We start from the raw sequence: 16,199 nt of genomic DNA, 5'->3' as shown, positions 1-16,199 counted from the left end.
TTAAGAATATGGACTTAAAACAACTTAATGCATTTATTGCCATCGCAAATTTGCGCAGTTTTAGCGCGGCAGCAGCCCAAACGGGATTGTCACAACCGAGCTTGAGTCGTTTGCTCAAACAGCTCGAGACAGATATGGGTGTGGAATTGATTGACCGTTACCACAGACCATTGCATCTGACCGAGGCTGGGGCATTCTTTTACGATAAAATCAGCGCCATCTTGACAGAGATTGACACTGTCACCAGCATGACCCAGCGGTTATCCGCACCAAGTCCTATCTTAAACATCGGCTTTGTCCCCTCTGTGCTTTATGGGTTGCTTCCTGAAGTCATCGCCATGCTAAAGCAGTCCAGCCCTGACATCGAAGTCAATCTCAAAGATATTAGCTCCTATCAGCAAATGGACGCGCTCAAATCTGGCGACATTGACATCGGTTTTGGGCGCTTCGCTCACCAAGATCCATGGATTCAGCAAATACTACTGCGCCATGAGCGTTATGTGGTGGCCCTGCCCAAAGCGCATGCGTTAGCCCACGTACGTGAACAGCGCTTGATAGACTTGGCAAATAACCGCCTGATTTTGTACCATCAAACCCACTTGCCGATATCAACCACCGTCACAAAACCGAAGTCAACCAAAGGTAATCTCTCAGCCCTCACTCCTGGTACAAAAACCAGCCGTGCCAACAACGAGCAGGCCGTGCTTAGCCAGCCGATTACCGAGCCTTTGCTGCACTTGTTTGCACAATACGGTATTTCACCCTTTATAACCACGACGGTGAGTGACTTACAAGTAGCCCTAGGCTTAGTGGCTGCGGGTGAAGGGATTACGCTTGTCCCTGCCAGCCTACAAACGGTACGTACCGAACAAATTAGCTATCAACGTTTGGTGCATGAAAACGTTACCTCCCCTATCTATTTGCATACCCTCAAAGATTTTGTTCATCCCAACATACCCGATTTGCTGACCGCGATTTATCATGTTTATGAGCAGCGCGGTATCACCTATCGACGTCAGCAATTTACCTAATAAATAAAGAGAGTCTTGAAATACGCGGTTATTGTCCATGTAATCTTATACTGACTGTATTTAGTAAAGAAAAATTAAACAATAGACGCTATATGTAACCTTTCGTTTGTCTTATTAATGAAAATAATCATTATCTCGTATCATTATAGGTGTGCTAAAGTCGCTGCTAGATGTTTCTTTTTGTTTTTTAATTCTCTCTTTCTTATTACTGTTCTAGTTGCAGGCACCCTATCACAGGACAGTGATAGGGTGTCGCTTGCTATAATTTGAGGTATTTATGACTGCACAACGAACACACAACCTTGATAGCGCTGCCAGCCAGGAAGGCTTTAGTTGGCGCATCTTTGGTCCCGGTATTTTGATGGCGACGGCAGCTATTGGTGGCTCGCATTTGATTTCATCCACACAGGCTGGTGCCATATATGGGTGGCAGTTGGCTATTATGATTGTTTTAGCCAACGTTTTTAAGTATCCATTTTTTCGATTTGCCACCGACTATGTTTACGATACAGGCGAAAGCTTAATCGCTGGTTACGCCAAACGCTCCAAGGTATATCTTTGGATATATTTTATTCTATCCATACTTTCAGCCGTGATCAGTACGGGCGCGGTATCGCTGATCGCTGCGGTGATATTGGGCTTTATGCTGCCAGCTTCCTTGGGTCTATCAACGATGGCTTTGTCTGTCATCATCGTTGCCGTGTCGTGGTTCTTTTTGATTGCTGGACATTACAAGCTGCTTGATGGCGTGACCAAATGGATTATGATTGCTCTGACGACAGCGACGGTTGCCGCCGTTATTATTGCTGCGGGCAAGCCGACGGTGATGGCTGCTGATTTTGTCGTTGTTTCGCCTTGGAACCTAGCGACTTTAGGGTTTATCGTGGCTCTGATGGGCTGGATGCCAGCGCCCCTTGAATTTGCTGCGATTACGTCTATGTGGACGTCTGCCAAAGTCAAAGCCGATCACACCACGCACCGCCAAGGTTTGCTTGATTTTAATGTGGGTTACACTGTCTCAGCGATTTTGGCGTTGTTTTTCTTATCTTTAGGCGTGTTTGTCCAATATGGCTCAGGGCAAGAGATTGAGCTGGTTGGCGGCGCTTATATCAACCAGTTGATCAACATGTATACGGCGACCATCGGTGAATGGTCCAAACTGCTGGTCGCCTTCGTCGCCTTTATGTGTATGTTTGGCACCACGATCACCTGTGCTGATGGTTATGGCCGTGCCAACGCTGAGTGCTGGCGTTTGCTCAAAGGCGAGAAGGAGATAAACAAAAAACAAATTGCCTTTTGGACGACTTATGCCATCGGTGGCGGGTTGGTTATTATCACCTTCTTTACTGGCCAATTAGGTGCAATGCTCAAGTTTGCGATGATATCAGCGTTTGTTTCGGCCCCTATCTTTGGTTGGTTAAACTATTCACTGGTCACCAAACATAAAAAGCTATCCTTTGGCATGAATGCGTTGTCGATTGCCGGTTTGATTTTCTTGGCAGGTTTTGCGCTCCTGTTTTTGGCCAATCTTGCCGGTTTGTTTGGCTAAGACAAGCAATCTAGATATTTGACCTTAGACAAAAAGCCCTTTTAGCCTCGCTACAAGGGCTTTTTTCTGCCTGAGAACTTTGAGCATTCAATCAATACGTCTTCCTATTTGTAACTAAATGTAAAAATTTGGTAGTAAAAAATTCTGGCGTTTTAGTAATACGAATAGTGCCTTATATGAATCACTGTATTGTGGATAATGCTATTTGATAAATAAATAGTATTATTTTAATTAAATTAATTATTAAAATAGATTAATCAATACTAAGAAAACATCGCTTTGCCGTCATCGATAATTGGGTATAATCAATCCCAATAACGAGAATAATCACCCCTCCATGTAAGGATTAAGACATGACATTACCTTCAGCAGGCGCCCGCTTTCGCAGTGCCCTGACCCAAAAAAACGACAACAACCAACCCCTACAAATCGCTGGTGCCATTAATGCTTATACTGCGATGATGGCGACCCAAGTCGGTCATAAGGCGTTGTATCTCTCGGGTGCTGGCGTGGCAAATGCGTCGTTTGGTCTGCCTGATCTTGGTATGACCAGCCTTGATAACGTCCTAGAAGATGCGCGCCGAATCACCGATGCCGTCGATACGCCCTTGTTGGTTGATATCGATACGGGTTTTGGTGGTGCGTTCAATATCGCTCAAACCATCAAAAAGATGGAAAAAGCGGGCGTGGCGGCTGTACATATCGAAGACCAAGTGGCGCAGAAGCGCTGTGGTCATCGCCCAAATAAAGAAATCGTCAGCATCTCAGAGATGGTGGATCGCCTAAAAGCCGCATTAGACGCCAAAACTGACCCTGATTTTGTGGTGATGGCACGTACTGATGCGCTGTCTGTCGAAGGGCTGGATGCGGCTGTTGAGCGTGCGGTGGCCTTTGCCGATGCCGGTGCTGATATGATCTTTGCCGAAGCCCTAACCGATATTGAGATGTATCGTAAGTTTACAGACGTACTCGATATCCCAGTACTCGCAAACATGACAGAGTTTGGTCAGACTGACCTATATACCACTGACCAGCTATACAGTGTGGGGGTCGATATGGTGTTGTACCCCCTATCAGCATTCCGTGCGATGAATAAAGCGGCTTTAAACGTTTATCAGCATCTGTTGAAGGATGGCACGCAACAACAAGTCGTCGATACCATGCAGACCCGTATGGAGCTGTATGATTTCTTAAATTACCATGAGTTTGAGCAAACACTAGACAAGCTGTTTGCCGATAATAAATGATCATAAGCAGCGTTTTTTAAGTGACAATGTTAAGTGACACTGTTTTTTAATCCATTGTAATAACCCGTTAAAAAGCTACCAACAAAAGGAATGGAAACATGGCAGCACAAAACCAATCAGCAAAAGTATTGTCAGGCGCAGGTCTTCGCGGGCAAGTCGCGGGCAAGACCGCCCTATCTACCGTGGGTAAATCAGGATCTGGATTGACCTATCGTGGCTATGACGTATCAGAGCTGGCGGACAAATGTATTTTTGAGGAAGTGGCGTATTTGCTGCTTTATGGCAACTTACCCACGCAAAGTGAATTAGACGCTTATCAAGCCAAGCTAAAAAAACTGCGCGGCCTACCGCAAGCGCTGAAAGACGTGCTTGAGCGCATTCCTGCCAGCGCCCATCCAATGGACGTGCTGCGTACTGGCTGCTCAATGCTTGGCAACCTTGAGACTGAAACTGACTTTTCTCAGCAAAATGATCAAACTGACCGTATGCTGGCAGCGTTCCCATCGATCATTAACTACTGGTATCGCTTTAGCCACGACAACGTACGTATCGAGACTGACACTGATGATGACACCATTGGCGGGCACTTCTTGCATCTGCTCAAAGGTGAAAAACCAAATGAGCTCCATGAAAAAGTCATGAACGTTTCACTCATTTTGTATGCAGAGCACGAGTTTAACGCCTCGACCTTTACCGCGCGCGTGTGTGCCTCTACCCTATCTGACATTCATTCTTGCATTACCGGCGCGATTGGCTCACTACGAGGACCGCTGCATGGCGGTGCCAATGAAGCAGCCATGGACATGATCGAAGGTTTCAGTTCACCTGATGAAGCCGAAACCGAGATGATGGGTATGCTGGCGCGTAAAGATAAAATCATGGGCTTTGGTCATGCCATCTACAGCGAATCAGATCCGCGTAACGTGGTGATTAAAGAATGGGCTGAAAAACTGGCCGCTGACGTTGGTGACGAGGTGTTATACCCTGTATCAGTACGCTGTGAAGAAGTGATGTGGCGCGAGAAAAAACTGTTCTGTAATGCTGACTTTTTCCATGCGTCTGCTTATCACTTTATGGGTATCCCAACCAAGCTATTTACCCCAATCTTTGTCTGTTCACGCTTAACTGGCTGGGCGGCACACGTGTTTGAGCAACGTGCCAATAACCGTATCATTCGCCCAAGTGCCGAATATACTGGCGAAGAGTTGCGTCCTGTACCAGATATGAGTGCGCGTTAGATTTGTTACTATCGGCTAGCGATGGTGCTGGCTGATAGACGTATGACGACCCAGCTTTGCCGCCTGTATCAAGGTTTAGGCTGGATCGTCACACGCTCATCCTTTTTAGGTAACCTTATTCATATAACTTTGCAACCGCGTCTTTCTAATTTCCCATGATATTTTTTAGCAAAGCCTACTAGTATGAATGGTGACATAGCGGGTTTTGCTAAAACATAACGCTTTTACGTCATTGTAAAGTTTGACACTCGAGTATTAATTCAAATCAGCCAACAGCCAAAGGTGACTTATGGACAACGCCCTCGTACAACCCATGAATGACTCATTCAAAAAGCCACTTCCGGGAACGGATCTTTATTATTTTGACACACGCGCTGCTGTCGAGAGTATTGAAGCGGGCACCTATGACAAGCTCCCGTTCTGCTCAAAAGTCTTGTGCGAAAACCTCGTTCGCCGCTGTCCACCAGAGGATTTGACGAAAGCGCTTAAGCAGCATATCGATCGCAAGCAAGACCTTGATTTTCCTTGGTATCCAGCGCGCGTCGTTTGTCATGATATCTTGGGTCAGACGGCCTTTGTTGATTTGGCGGGCTTACGTGATGCCATTGCTGAGCAAGGCGGTGATCCCTCTAAAGTAAATCCAATTGTGCCGACCCAGCTGATCGTAGATCACTCATTGGCCGTTGAGCACGGCGGTTTTGAAGAAGACGCTTTTGAAAAAAACCGTGCCATCGAAGAGCGCCGTAACGATGACCGCTTTCATTTTATCAACTGGTGTCAGTATGCCTTTGATAACGTCAATGTCGTACCACCTGGCAACGGCATCATGCATCAGATCAACCTAGAGAAAATGTCACCTGTCGTCCAAGTCGTACAGAACAAAGCCGGTGAAGAAGTTGCTTTTGCTGATACTTTGGTCGGTACGGACAGCCACACACCAATGGTCGATGCGTTAGGCGTTATTTCAATCGGTGTGGGCGGACTTGAGGCCGAAAGCGTGATGCTCGGCAACCCATCTTATATGCGCTTGCCAGACTACGTTGGCGTCAAATTAACGGGCAAATTGCAAAAAGGCATTACGGGCACGGATTTGGTGCTTGCCATGACCGAGTTTTTGCGCGATGCAGGCGTGGTCTCTACTTATATTGAATTCTTCGGTGAAGGCGCGCGCCAGCTGACAGTAGGCGACCGTGCCTCTATCTCTAATATGACGCCTGAATATGGCGCAACGGCGGCCATGTTTTATATCGATGAGCAAACCATCGACTATTTACGTCTGACGGGTCGTAGTGAAGATCAAATTAAATTGGTTGAGCAATATGCCAAGCAGACAGGCCTATGGGCTGATGGCATGGAAAACGCTGAGTACGCACGCGTACTTGAGTTTGACTTGTCATCGGTCGTGCGCAACATGGCAGGGCCTTCACGCCCGCATGCCCGTGTCTCTACCACAGATTTGGTTGCCAAAGGTATTGCGCATGGTGCTGATGAAAAACTGCCTGAACCAAAAGACGGGCTTATGCCAGATGGCGCGGTTATTATTGCTGCTATTACCAGCTGTACCAACACCTCAAACCCACGCAACATGGTTGCCGCAGGCCTCGTCGCCCGTAACGCCAATGCCAAAGGCTTATTGCGCAAGCCGTGGGTGAAGTCCTCGCTAGCCCCTGGCTCAAAAACCGTAAAAATGTACCTAGAAGAAGCAGGCCTGATGCCTGAGCTACAAGAAATCGGCTTTGATGTGGTCGGTTTTGCCTGTACCACGTGTAACGGCATGAGCGGTGCGCTTGATCCTGATATCGAAAAAGAAATCATCGATAACGATTTATTTACCACAGCGGTGCTGTCTGGCAACCGTAACTTCGATGGTCGTATCCATCCTTATGCCAAGCAAGCATTCTTAGCATCGCCACCATTGGTCATCGCTTATGCCATCGCGGGTAACATTCGTTTTGATATCGAAAAAGACGCGTTGGGTCAAGATCAGGACGGTAATGACGTGTATCTAAAAGACATCTGGTTCGATGATGATGAAGTGGATGCTATCGTTGCCGCCGCTGTCAAGCCTGAACAATTTAATGCCGTTTACATCCCAATGTTTGATGAAGCCAAAAAAGACACGGGTAAAGCCTTAAGTCCGCTATATGACTGGCGAGAGATGACCACATATATCCGTCGCCCACCGTATTGGGAAGGCAAAATGGCCAAGAAAAATGCACTCACCGGTCTGCGTCCGTTAGCGGTATTAGGAGACAACATCACCACCGATCACTTGTCACCTTCTAATGCTATCTTAGGTGATTCCGCGGCTGGCGAGTATCTTGATACCATGGGCCTACCTGCTGAGGACTACAACTCTTATGCGACCCATCGCGGTGATCATTTGACCGCGCAGCGTGCTACTTTTGCCAACCCAAAACTACTCAATGAGATGGTACGCGACGATAATGGTGAGATCGTTCAAGGGTCATACGCCCGTGTTGAACCAGAGGGCCAAGTCATGCGTATGTGGGAAGCGATTGAGACCTACATGAACCGTGAGCAGCCACTGATTATCATCGCAGGTGATGGCTATGGTCAAGGGTCAAGCCGTGACTGGGCTGCCAAAGGCGTACGTTTAGCAGGCGTGGAAGTGGTTGTCGCTGAAGACTTTGAGCGTATCCATCGCCAAAACTTGGTTGGTATGGGCGCCCTACCACTACAGTTTGAAAAAGGAACCACCCGCGATACTTTAAATATAGATGGTACAGAAATATTTGATGTCATTGGTGATGTATCGGCTGGCGGGCTCATGACCTTAGTCATCAACCGTGCTGACGGTAGCAAGACGGAAGCGCCTATTATCTGTCGCCTTGATACAGCAGATGAAGTCAAAATGTACAACGCGGGCGGTATGCTACAGCGCTTTGCCAAAGAGTTTATCGAAGGGACCTTAGATATTGCGTAATTTTTAGCATTCTATGAGTATATAAGGAGCCGATGTTGTATAGCGTAGTTATATGACATCGGTTTTTGTTTGCTTGCAACCTCTAAACTGAGCCTTTTTACTAATATCTAAGTATCGAGGTCAGCTAAATATTGAGTTTGCCTCACCAATGGCGTAACATGTACAATATAATGTACAATTTATGGAGTATATCATGAGGGTCGTTAGTTTTTCAGAAGCCAGAAAGCACCTAAAATCGGTGCTAGACACCGTCAATGACGACGCCAATGCCACTATTGTCACTCGACGTGACGCTGATGATGCGGTTGTTATGTCGCTTGATTATTACAATAGCCTGATGGAAACCGTCTATCTGCTCAAATCTCCTGCCAATGCCGCGCACTTAGCGGAATCTATTGCGCAATATCAAGCTGGCAAAACCGTCACGCATGAGCTGATTGATATAACAGACGAAAGTAATAGCAGTGATGACAATGAGCGTGCAGATGGCGACATTGAGAACGCTTGAACGCAAAAATTTTCATATAGTCAAAGGGTTTGATAGTGAGTGAGCAATTAGCATGGACAGATGCGGCGTGGAAAGATTACTTGTATTGGCAGACACAAGACAAAAAAACACTCAAACGTATCAATAAACTTATCACCGACTGCAAACGCAGTCCGTTTGATGGCATTGGCAAGCCTGAACCCCTAAAAGAAAACCTATCAGGATTTTGGTCCAGACGCATCGATGACGCCAATCGGTTGGTATATACCGTCGATGATAACTATTTGACCGTTATTTCTTGTCGCTATCATTATTAACGTCATGTCTTAGTCGTTCGTACTTATTTATCGATGACACCTAATCATATTACAACTTAAAAAGGATTTAACACAGTGACCCAAACCACTTCACCAACCCCCTCTTTTGCCCCACAAGTCTCCGTCCCTGCTACTTATATGCGTGGAGGCACCTCAAAAGGCACGTTCTTTAAGTTATCCGACTTACCTGTGCGTTGCCAAGTGGCTGGCGCGTCGCGCGATAACTTCCTCTTGCGCGTCATCGGTAGCCCTGATCCTTATGGCAAGCAGATCGATGGTTTGGGCAATGGCAGCTCTAGCACTTCAAAGACGGTCATTTTGTCCGCCTCTGAAAAATCAGATCATGACGTGAATTATCTGTTTGGACAGGTCAATATCGCAAAGCCGATGATAGATTGGGCGGGTAACTGTGGCAACTTGACCGCAGCAGTGGGTGCGTGTGCTATTAATATGGGTCTGGTCGCTGCCGATAAAATTGCTAATAGCATTCATGAAAACGCTGATAGCGGTATTTGCGAAGTGCGTATTTGGCAAGAAAACATCGGCAAAACGATTATTGCGCATGTGCCAGTCTATAAAGATGTAAATGATAAAGTACAGGTTCAAGAAACAGGCGACTTTGAGTTAGACGGTGTCACCTTCCCTGCCGCTGAGGTCAAGATTGAGTTTATTGATCCGGTCGACTCATCAAGTGATATGTTCCCAACAAACAACTTGGTCGATGACTTTGATGTTTCTGGCTGTGGTCTAAAAGCTGATCGTGTCAAAGCAACCTTTATCAGCGCGGGCATTCCGACTATCTTTATGCGCGCAGAGGATTTAGGCTTTACAGGCACCGAGTTGCAAAGCGATATTAATAGCAATGATGAGCTACTAACCAAGCTAGAAAAAATCCGTGCGCGTGGCGGGGTCGCTATGGGCTTATTTAAAGACGAAAGTGAGGCGCAAACTAGCCAGCATATCCCTAAAATCGCTTGGGTTGGCAAGTCGCAGAGCTACACCGCATCGAGTGGTAAACCAGTCGAAGCAAGCGAGATTGATTTGGTCGTGCGGGCAATGAGCATGGGGCAGTTACATCATGCCATGATGGGCACGGCAGCGGTGGCAATTGCCGCAGCAGCAACCACGCAAGGGACATTGGTCAACGAAGCCGCTGGTGGTGGCCAATCTGAAAAGCAGCTTGATGAAGTGCGTTTTGGTCATCCATCGGGTACCTTGCTAGTAGGTGGCAAGACTGAACAAGTTGACGGTCGCTGGCAGGCCAAAAAAGTATCCATGAGCCGCTCTGCGCGCCGTATCATGGTAGGCGCGGTATTTGTGCCAGCGGATGCCTTCTAAACAGTGAATAAGGTATTAGGAGATGAATAGAACTCTATATAAGCAGAAATTTACCTTAGACAACTCACCTGATTATAATTGTCCTAAGTGTAATATTGGACTTCTACGTATTCAGAAAGATAGTTTTAAAGAATATACAACCTGTGACTTAGATGAGATGCAGAAACATCCCGATTTTGAACCAGAGTGGATTGAGTATATTTTTAACTGTGTCTTTGAATGTAATAACGATAGATGTGAAGGCAAGGTACTATGTACAGGACATGGAAGTGTGGGTTTCGATATAGATGTTGATGATTATGGACAACAATATCAAGAGTGGGATGATTATTATCGACCGTTATTTTTTCATCCCAATCTCAATTTAATTATTATCCCAGAAGATACGCCTACTGATATCAAAAAAATCCTCAACCAGTCATTTGAATTGTTTTTTACTTCTCCTTCTGCAGCAGCTAATTTAGTAAGAATAGCTATTGAAGGTATTCTTACAGATCAAGGTGTAAATCTGTATTCTAAAAAAGATGGAAGTAAAAAAATATCTTTACATAGTAGGATCGAGGACCATCTACCAGATAAATATCAAACTATAAAAGAGCATCTTGAGGCTGTGAAATGGTTGGGTAACGCTGGGAGTCATTCAGGTGAGGAATTAACTCCAAATAATACTATGGATGCTTACGAACTGATTGAATACATTCTCTCTCAGGTGTATGCGCCCCCTACTAACAATTTAAATAGACTGGCACAAAATATAAATAAATCTAGAGGTCCAATAAAAAGCAGAATTCTTAGTAACTAATGTAATGTTATAATAAGGTTTTATGCCAACCACCCCACCACGCCGTGTTCCCTTAGACAAGAATCCTCCAATCGAAAAGAAAGAACGGCGGGCTTTGCTATGGGATATTCTCAAAAATCTGGCCGTCTTTGCCGCGCCTTACAAAGGCTTAATTGTGGCAACCTTGATATTAACGGTGCTTGGCTCCTTTACCGCGCAGGTCAATGCCTTTGTGCTGCGCTACGCGGTCGACACCTTGACCGAAATCGCCACCTTGTCCGAGCCTTGGGCAGCTGGCGTACGCATGTTAACGATCATCAGCGCGGTCCTCCTGACCAAAGAGATACTGTCGATATTCATCTCGTTTGGGCAGCGGTTTTTTGGTGAAAAGATTCGCATCAACCTCTCTCGAGACTTGTCACAAAAAATCATCGAGCGGATTCTTACATATCGTATGGCGTTTTATACCAGTAGCGAAAATGACAGTGGAAAACTGCAAACTCGTATCGATTATGGTGTCAGTAGCCTAACCACCCTAGTACAAAACTTCTTTATCGATATGTTACCGCTGTTTGCCAGTGCGATTGTCTCACTCATTATTATGTTTTCGACCAACGTTTGGATAGGTTTGGTCGGCCTGATCATCATCCCGATTTACTTTTTTATCAGTCAAAAACAGGCAAAGCGCCTACAAGGATTTCGGCGACAGATGCGTGGATACCGCGAAGCCAAGAGCGGTTTGGTGATCTCGCTCATTAACTCTATCAGCGTGGTGAAATCCTTTGTCCGTGAGTCGATTGAGGCTGAGAAACATTTAGCTATTCAAAAAGAGATGACCGACAATCAGCTGCGTATTCGCAGTATTGGTTTTATTTATGATGCCATAAAAACCTTTATCGAACAGATTGGTGTGGTGGTCATTATTCTGCTTACCGCTTATTTTGTGCTGCAAGGTGAAATGACCATCGGCATGATTTTATTTCACGTCATGCTGTTTCAGAACGTCGCCGCGCCAATTCGTCAGCTGCATCGCATCTATGATCAGATCAATAATGCCCTCACTTATGCCGAAGGATTTTTTGATATTTTAGAAGATGAAAGCCAAGTCGAAAATGTTGATGGTATAAAAAACCAAGATTTAAAAGGTCACATTGAGCTGAAAAACGTTGATTTTACTTATCCCAATGGCACGCAAGCGCTAAAAGACGTCAGCTTTACCATTAAACCCAATCGCATTACCGCTTTGGTCGGATTAAGCGGCGCTGGCAAGAGTACGATTATTAGCCTGCTTGTGAAGTTCTATGAGCCAGACGCTGGCAAGATCTTGCTAGATGGGCACGATTTAGCGGATTGTGACACCCATGAATTACGCCAGCACATCGGTTTGGTGCTACAAAGCAATCATATTTTTTCAGGGACCATCAGTGAAAATATCCGCTATGGCAATATGAATGCCAGCATCGAGGATATCATTGTGGCTGCCAAAAAAGCCTCCATTCATGAGCAAATCACCAAGCTGGCGGATGGCTATGACAGTACGGCAAAATCTTTGTCGGGTGGTCAACAGCAGCGTATCGCACTGGCAAGAATGTTCTTAAAAGACCCGCCTATTGTGTTTTTGGATGAGCCGACTGCCAGTCTGGATGCCATCGCCAGCCAACAAGTCAAAAAAAGCTTGGATTTAATCAAAAAAGACCGTACGGTCATTATGGTCTCGCACAATATCGCGCAAATCATCGACGCTGACGACCTTGTCGTGATAGAAAACGGCCAAGTGGTAGAGACAGGTACTCACGAGGCGCTATATCAAAAAGGCGGCAAGTATTTTGATATATTTAGTGCCATGTCTGACAGCTTAAACTTGGACAAGATCAGTCAAACCTTGCATGGTTAATGCGTGTCTAAATCGTTATAATGCCACTCTTTTAAAGCCCATTGTTAGAAGCCAATCAATTATGACTTGTGAATTTTCTATAAAAACCTTTGATGAGTTGACCTCAGTTGATCTGTACCACATTCTAAAGGCGCGCTCCCAAGTGTTTGTGGTCGAGCAAAATTGCGCCTACCAAGACATGGATGAGGTGGATTTTGATTGTTTGCATCTGATTGCCCATCAAAATGAAGCGCTGGTGGGTTATTGTCGCATCATTCCGCCTGAATTTAACCAGCTGAAGTCCAATCTGGCCGTCACCGATTCGGCTGCTAAATCCAACCACACGTCCATGTCTGCCATTGGTAGAGTGCTCGTACTCTCAGCGCACCGAGGTGAGGGTCTGGCAAGGCAAATAATGACCCACGCTATTGCCCACTGCCGCAAAAAATACGGTAAAAAGAGACCCATTATTATCTCTGCCCAAAGCTATTTGCTCAGCTTTTATGAGTCTTTAGGCTTTGTGCCTGAAGGTGATCACTATCTCGAAGACAACATTGAACATGTGAAAATGGTGTTGTACGTTGCCAAAAAAACCAAAGTGAGAAAAGAGCGTACTGACACTGCCACAACCACGACCAAAGTTTTAAGCGCTTTGTTGTTTATCATGGCAGCTTTATTTATTTTAGGCTTACTGTATCTGATGATTTAAACGGCTGCTAAGGTCGTAATTCTTAACATAATTCAATTTGGTTGTTCCATATTGAGTGTGCTACTTTTAAATGATGACTAAAACCACAGTTGGTCAATAAAATAGCCCACTTAAGGAAGAGGAGACAGCCATGTCACAGTCCCAAAATGCGACCGTCGAGAGCAATGTTCGTCCAGAGTATGACGCTGAGATTCAAAAAATTGCCGACTATGTTCTTAATTACTCTATAGATGAAGAGTCACCAAACAGTACTGAGGCATGGCGCACCGCTCGTTATTGTTTGATGGATACGCTTGGCTGCGGGTTACTGGCGTTACGCTTTCCTGAGTGCACCAAACATCTAGGTCCAGATTGCGCCGATCAATTGACTCCCAATGGCGCGCGCGTCCCTGGGACCTCTCATAAGCTCGACCCCATCAAAGCCGCCTTTGATATTGGCTGTATCGTGCGCTGGCTTGATTACAACGACACGTGGCTTGCGGCTGAATGGGGGCACCCTTCAGACAACTTGGGCGGTATTTTGGCTGTGGCGGACTATATCAGTCAGCAAAACGTCAGCCAAGGTCGTGCGCCCCTCACCATGCGTCAGGTGCTCGAAGCCATGATTATGGCGCATGAGATTCAAGGGGTACTGGCGTTAGACAATTCCTTTAACCGCGTTGGGCTCGACCATGTGTTTTTGGTTAAGCTAGCCTCAACAGCCGTGGTCGCTAAACTCTACCAGCTACCCCGTGAGCGAGTCATGGCAGCGATTTCTCAAGCGCTGGTCGATGGTCAAGCATTGCGTACTTATCGTCATGCGCCCAATGCCGGTAGCCGTAAGTCTTGGGCGGCCGGTGATGCGACCAGCCGCGCTGTGCGTTTGGTTGATATTACTCGACGCGGTGAAATGGGCATTCCAGGCGCACTCACCGCGCCGCAATGGGGGTTTTATGACGTGTTGTTTAGCCACACCAGTAAAGACTTAGCCACCAAACCTGACCATGAGAGACAGTTTACTTTTCAGCGGGAATTTGGCAGTTACGTCATGGAAAATATCTTGTTTAAACTAAGTTTTCCTGCCGAATTTCATGCGCAAACGGCTTGCGAGGCCGCTGTTATTTTGCATCCACGCATTGATGGCAGAATTGATGAGATTGAAAAAATTGTCCTGACCACGCATGAATCCGCGATTAGAATTATCTCTAAAGAAGGAACGCTGGCCAATCCTGCCGATCGCGATCACTGCCTCCAATACATGGTCGCCGTGCCTTTATTGACAGGTGATTTGATGGCGGAGAACTATGAAGATGACTATCATGAGCAGCATCAGATTTTGATTGATGGGTTACGCCAAAAGATGGTGGTGGAAGAAGATCTGCGTTATTCAAAAGACTACCATGACCCAAGCAAACGCTCGATTGCCAATGCGATTCAAATATTTTTTAAAGACGGCACCAGTACCGATAAGGTTGCGGTGGAATATCCTATCGGTCATAAACGCCGCCGCAAAGAAGGCTTGCCTGTGTTAGAAGCTAAGTTTCGTGCCAGTCTGGCGACGCGATTTATCGACAGTCGTTGCGCGTCTATCTTTGCATTGTGCAGTGATCAAGAGCGCTTGGAGCAAACACCTGTACATGAGTTTATGGACTTGTTTGTCGCGAACTAACGTGTGAGCCCCAGCGCATTAACCACCTGTTTATAAACAGGCTCAAACCTACCTTCTTAATGCTGCTGTCATTACCAAGGTATGGGTTCCCCTGCCCAATCAACAAAGCTTCCTGATTGCGCCGCCGTCATGTGGCTTAGCACCTCTAATAGGCACTCTGCACTATAAGCGGGCGAGAATAACTGTCCGTCAGCCACGTTCCCTTGGAATGGGGCTGACAGTTGGGTGTTCACCGTGCCTGGTTGCATGACAACGACACACACGTCTTTGAGCGACCGGCCCCACTCGATACTCAGATTTTTCATCCCCATATTAAGCGCCGCTTTACTCATACGATAGCTATACCAACCGCCCAACTGGTTGTCACTGATACTGCCGACACGTGCCGATACCGTCGCAAAAACCGCTGGTTTATCATGACTACGTTCAGCATTCGCCAATAGGGGTTTGATATGTTTGGCAATGAGCAAGCTTGCCCAGGCATTCACTTGCATGTTCTGTATAAAAAAATCAGTCTCAATCTGCCGGAGTGCTTTTTCTGGCTGCTGCGCGGCCGTGTGTAGTAAACCTGCACAATTTATCACCCAATCAATGTGCGCGGTTTGCTGCTTGATGACGTCAGCCGCTTGTTGGATACTTTGCTCGTCACAGATATCCATAGGTATCCAATGCAGATTGTCTGCGGCAAAATCAGGAACACTGCTATGGTAAGTTGCAAAAACATGAGGGATGACTTTTTCACTATGGCTGGCAGTGTTATCTATTAATTGCTCAACCATGGCTCTGCCGATGCCGCCTGTACCGCCGATAATGAGATAAGTTTTATTATTCATGACGATTCCTTTTTTTGGGTCTTTTGACAGTTTTTTGAGTAACTAGGATCTGTTCTACCCTTCATTTTGGCGGATTTTTGTTACGTTTACCATGATAAACATGCGTCAGACGTTAACCTGTATTGATGATCGGCCGCGCTCACAACAAAATAATAGCGGTCAACGTCATATTATTTACGCTACAATCATCAAGTACTGTCT

13 protein-coding genes are annotated in these 16,199 nt (G+C 46.1%); 12 read left to right on the top strand and 1 reads right to left on the bottom strand.

Translation table 11 applies throughout. The features are described from left to right. Nucleotides 1-8 precede the first annotated feature (8 nt). From JFC06_RS00605 to JFC06_RS00550, 12 genes are all read left to right on the top strand, one after another. Complete coding sequence (locus JFC06_RS00605; protein WP_193004972.1) at nt 9-1,031, top strand: LysR family transcriptional regulator; 1,023 nt, start codon at nt 9-11, stop codon at nt 1,029-1,031. A gap of 277 nt (nt 1,032-1,308) precedes the next feature. Beyond that, nucleotides 1,309-2,580 carry an NRAMP family divalent metal transporter gene (locus JFC06_RS00600; RefSeq protein ID WP_198333572.1) on the top strand — a complete coding sequence of 424 codons (1,272 nt, stop codon included), beginning with the start codon at nt 1,309-1,311 and terminating at the stop codon, nt 2,578-2,580. A gap of 353 nt (nt 2,581-2,933) precedes the next feature. Next, nucleotides 2,934-3,827, top strand: a complete 894-nt coding sequence (gene prpB / locus JFC06_RS00595) for a methylisocitrate lyase (RefSeq protein WP_193004969.1) — start codon at nt 2,934-2,936, stop codon at nt 3,825-3,827. A gap of 98 nt (nt 3,828-3,925) precedes the next feature. After that, nucleotides 3,926-5,065, top strand: a complete 1,140-nt coding sequence (prpC, locus tag JFC06_RS00590) for a bifunctional 2-methylcitrate synthase/citrate synthase (RefSeq protein WP_198333571.1) — start codon at nt 3,926-3,928, stop codon at nt 5,063-5,065. Nucleotides 5,066-5,378: 313 nt separating this feature from the next. Then, entirely contained in the window at nt 5,379-8,012 is a 2,634-nt protein-coding gene (gene acnD / locus JFC06_RS00585; RefSeq protein WP_193005059.1) for a Fe/S-dependent 2-methylisocitrate dehydratase AcnD, read from the top strand. A gap of 193 nt (nt 8,013-8,205) precedes the next feature. After that, the gene (locus JFC06_RS00580; RefSeq protein WP_193004967.1) at nt 8,206-8,520 is read left to right on the top strand and encodes a type II toxin-antitoxin system Phd/YefM family antitoxin; all 315 of its coding nucleotides are present in this window, start codon (nt 8,206-8,208) and stop codon (nt 8,518-8,520) included. A 35-nt stretch (nt 8,521-8,555) separates the two neighbouring features. Then, on the top strand, nt 8,556-8,816 hold the full coding sequence (locus JFC06_RS00575) for a Txe/YoeB family addiction module toxin (protein WP_198333570.1): 261 nt from the start codon (nt 8,556-8,558) through the stop codon (nt 8,814-8,816). A 75-nt stretch (nt 8,817-8,891) separates the two neighbouring features. Continuing rightward, nucleotides 8,892-10,154: a 2-methylaconitate cis-trans isomerase PrpF gene (prpF, locus tag JFC06_RS00570; protein ID WP_193004966.1), complete on the top strand. Its 1,263-nt coding sequence runs from the start codon at nt 8,892-8,894 to the stop codon at nt 10,152-10,154. Nucleotides 10,155-10,176: 22 nt separating this feature from the next. After that, nucleotides 10,177-10,956: a DUF4145 domain-containing protein gene (locus JFC06_RS00565; protein WP_198333569.1), complete on the top strand. Its 780-nt coding sequence runs from the start codon at nt 10,177-10,179 to the stop codon at nt 10,954-10,956. Between the two features lie 22 nt (nt 10,957-10,978). Further along, complete coding sequence (locus JFC06_RS00560; RefSeq protein WP_227670191.1) at nt 10,979-12,829, top strand: ABC transporter ATP-binding protein; 1,851 nt, start codon at nt 10,979-10,981, stop codon at nt 12,827-12,829. A 61-nt stretch (nt 12,830-12,890) separates the two neighbouring features. Beyond that, nucleotides 12,891-13,517: a GNAT family N-acetyltransferase gene (locus JFC06_RS00555; protein WP_198333568.1), complete on the top strand. Its 627-nt coding sequence runs from the start codon at nt 12,891-12,893 to the stop codon at nt 13,515-13,517. Nucleotides 13,518-13,647: 130 nt separating this feature from the next. Beyond that, on the top strand, nt 13,648-15,165 hold the full coding sequence (locus JFC06_RS00550) for a bifunctional 2-methylcitrate dehydratase/aconitate hydratase (protein WP_193004963.1): 1,518 nt from the start codon (nt 13,648-13,650) through the stop codon (nt 15,163-15,165). Between the two features lie 71 nt (nt 15,166-15,236). Here JFC06_RS00550 and JFC06_RS00545 read toward each other — a convergent pair whose 3' ends face one another. Then, on the bottom strand, nt 15,237-15,998 hold the full coding sequence (locus JFC06_RS00545; protein WP_193004962.1) for an SDR family oxidoreductase: 762 nt from the start codon (nt 15,996-15,998) through the stop codon (nt 15,237-15,239). Nucleotides 15,999-16,199 lie beyond the last annotated feature (201 nt).

Origin of the sequence: Psychrobacter namhaensis (assembly GCF_016107545.1) — a bacterium.
Taxonomy (GTDB): Bacteria; Pseudomonadota; Gammaproteobacteria; order Pseudomonadales; family Moraxellaceae; genus Psychrobacter; species Psychrobacter namhaensis.
Note: the sequence above shows the minus strand (reverse complement) of the source record. Positions and strands in the feature narration are given on the sequence as shown.

What these genes read in the sequence shown, in the direction of transcription:
- JFC06_RS00555 (WP_198333568.1), top strand. Translation starts at nt 12,891, where the DNA reads ATGACTTGTGAATTTTCTATAAAAACCTTTGATGAGTTGACCTCAGTT.
- prpC (WP_198333571.1), top strand. Translation starts at nt 3,926, where the DNA reads ATGGCAGCACAAAACCAATCAGCAAAAGTATTGTCAGGCGCAGGTCTT.
- JFC06_RS00580 (WP_193004967.1), top strand. Translation starts at nt 8,206, where the DNA reads ATGAGGGTCGTTAGTTTTTCAGAAGCCAGAAAGCACCTAAAATCGGTG.
- prpB (WP_193004969.1), top strand. Translation starts at nt 2,934, where the DNA reads ATGACATTACCTTCAGCAGGCGCCCGCTTTCGCAGTGCCCTGACCCAA.
- acnD (WP_193005059.1), top strand. Translation starts at nt 5,379, where the DNA reads ATGAATGACTCATTCAAAAAGCCACTTCCGGGAACGGATCTTTATTAT.
- JFC06_RS00550 (WP_193004963.1), top strand. Translation starts at nt 13,648, where the DNA reads ATGTCACAGTCCCAAAATGCGACCGTCGAGAGCAATGTTCGTCCAGAG.
- JFC06_RS00600 (WP_198333572.1), top strand. Translation starts at nt 1,309, where the DNA reads ATGACTGCACAACGAACACACAACCTTGATAGCGCTGCCAGCCAGGAA.
- JFC06_RS00605 (WP_193004972.1), top strand. Translation starts at nt 9, where the DNA reads ATGGACTTAAAACAACTTAATGCATTTATTGCCATCGCAAATTTGCGC.
- JFC06_RS00565 (WP_198333569.1), top strand. Translation starts at nt 10,177, where the DNA reads ATGAATAGAACTCTATATAAGCAGAAATTTACCTTAGACAACTCACCT.
- JFC06_RS00545 (WP_193004962.1), bottom strand. Translation starts at nt 15,998, where the DNA reads ATGAATAATAAAACTTATCTCATTATCGGCGGTACAGGCGGCATCGGC.
- JFC06_RS00560 (WP_227670191.1), top strand. Translation starts at nt 10,979, where the DNA reads ATGCCAACCACCCCACCACGCCGTGTTCCCTTAGACAAGAATCCTCCA.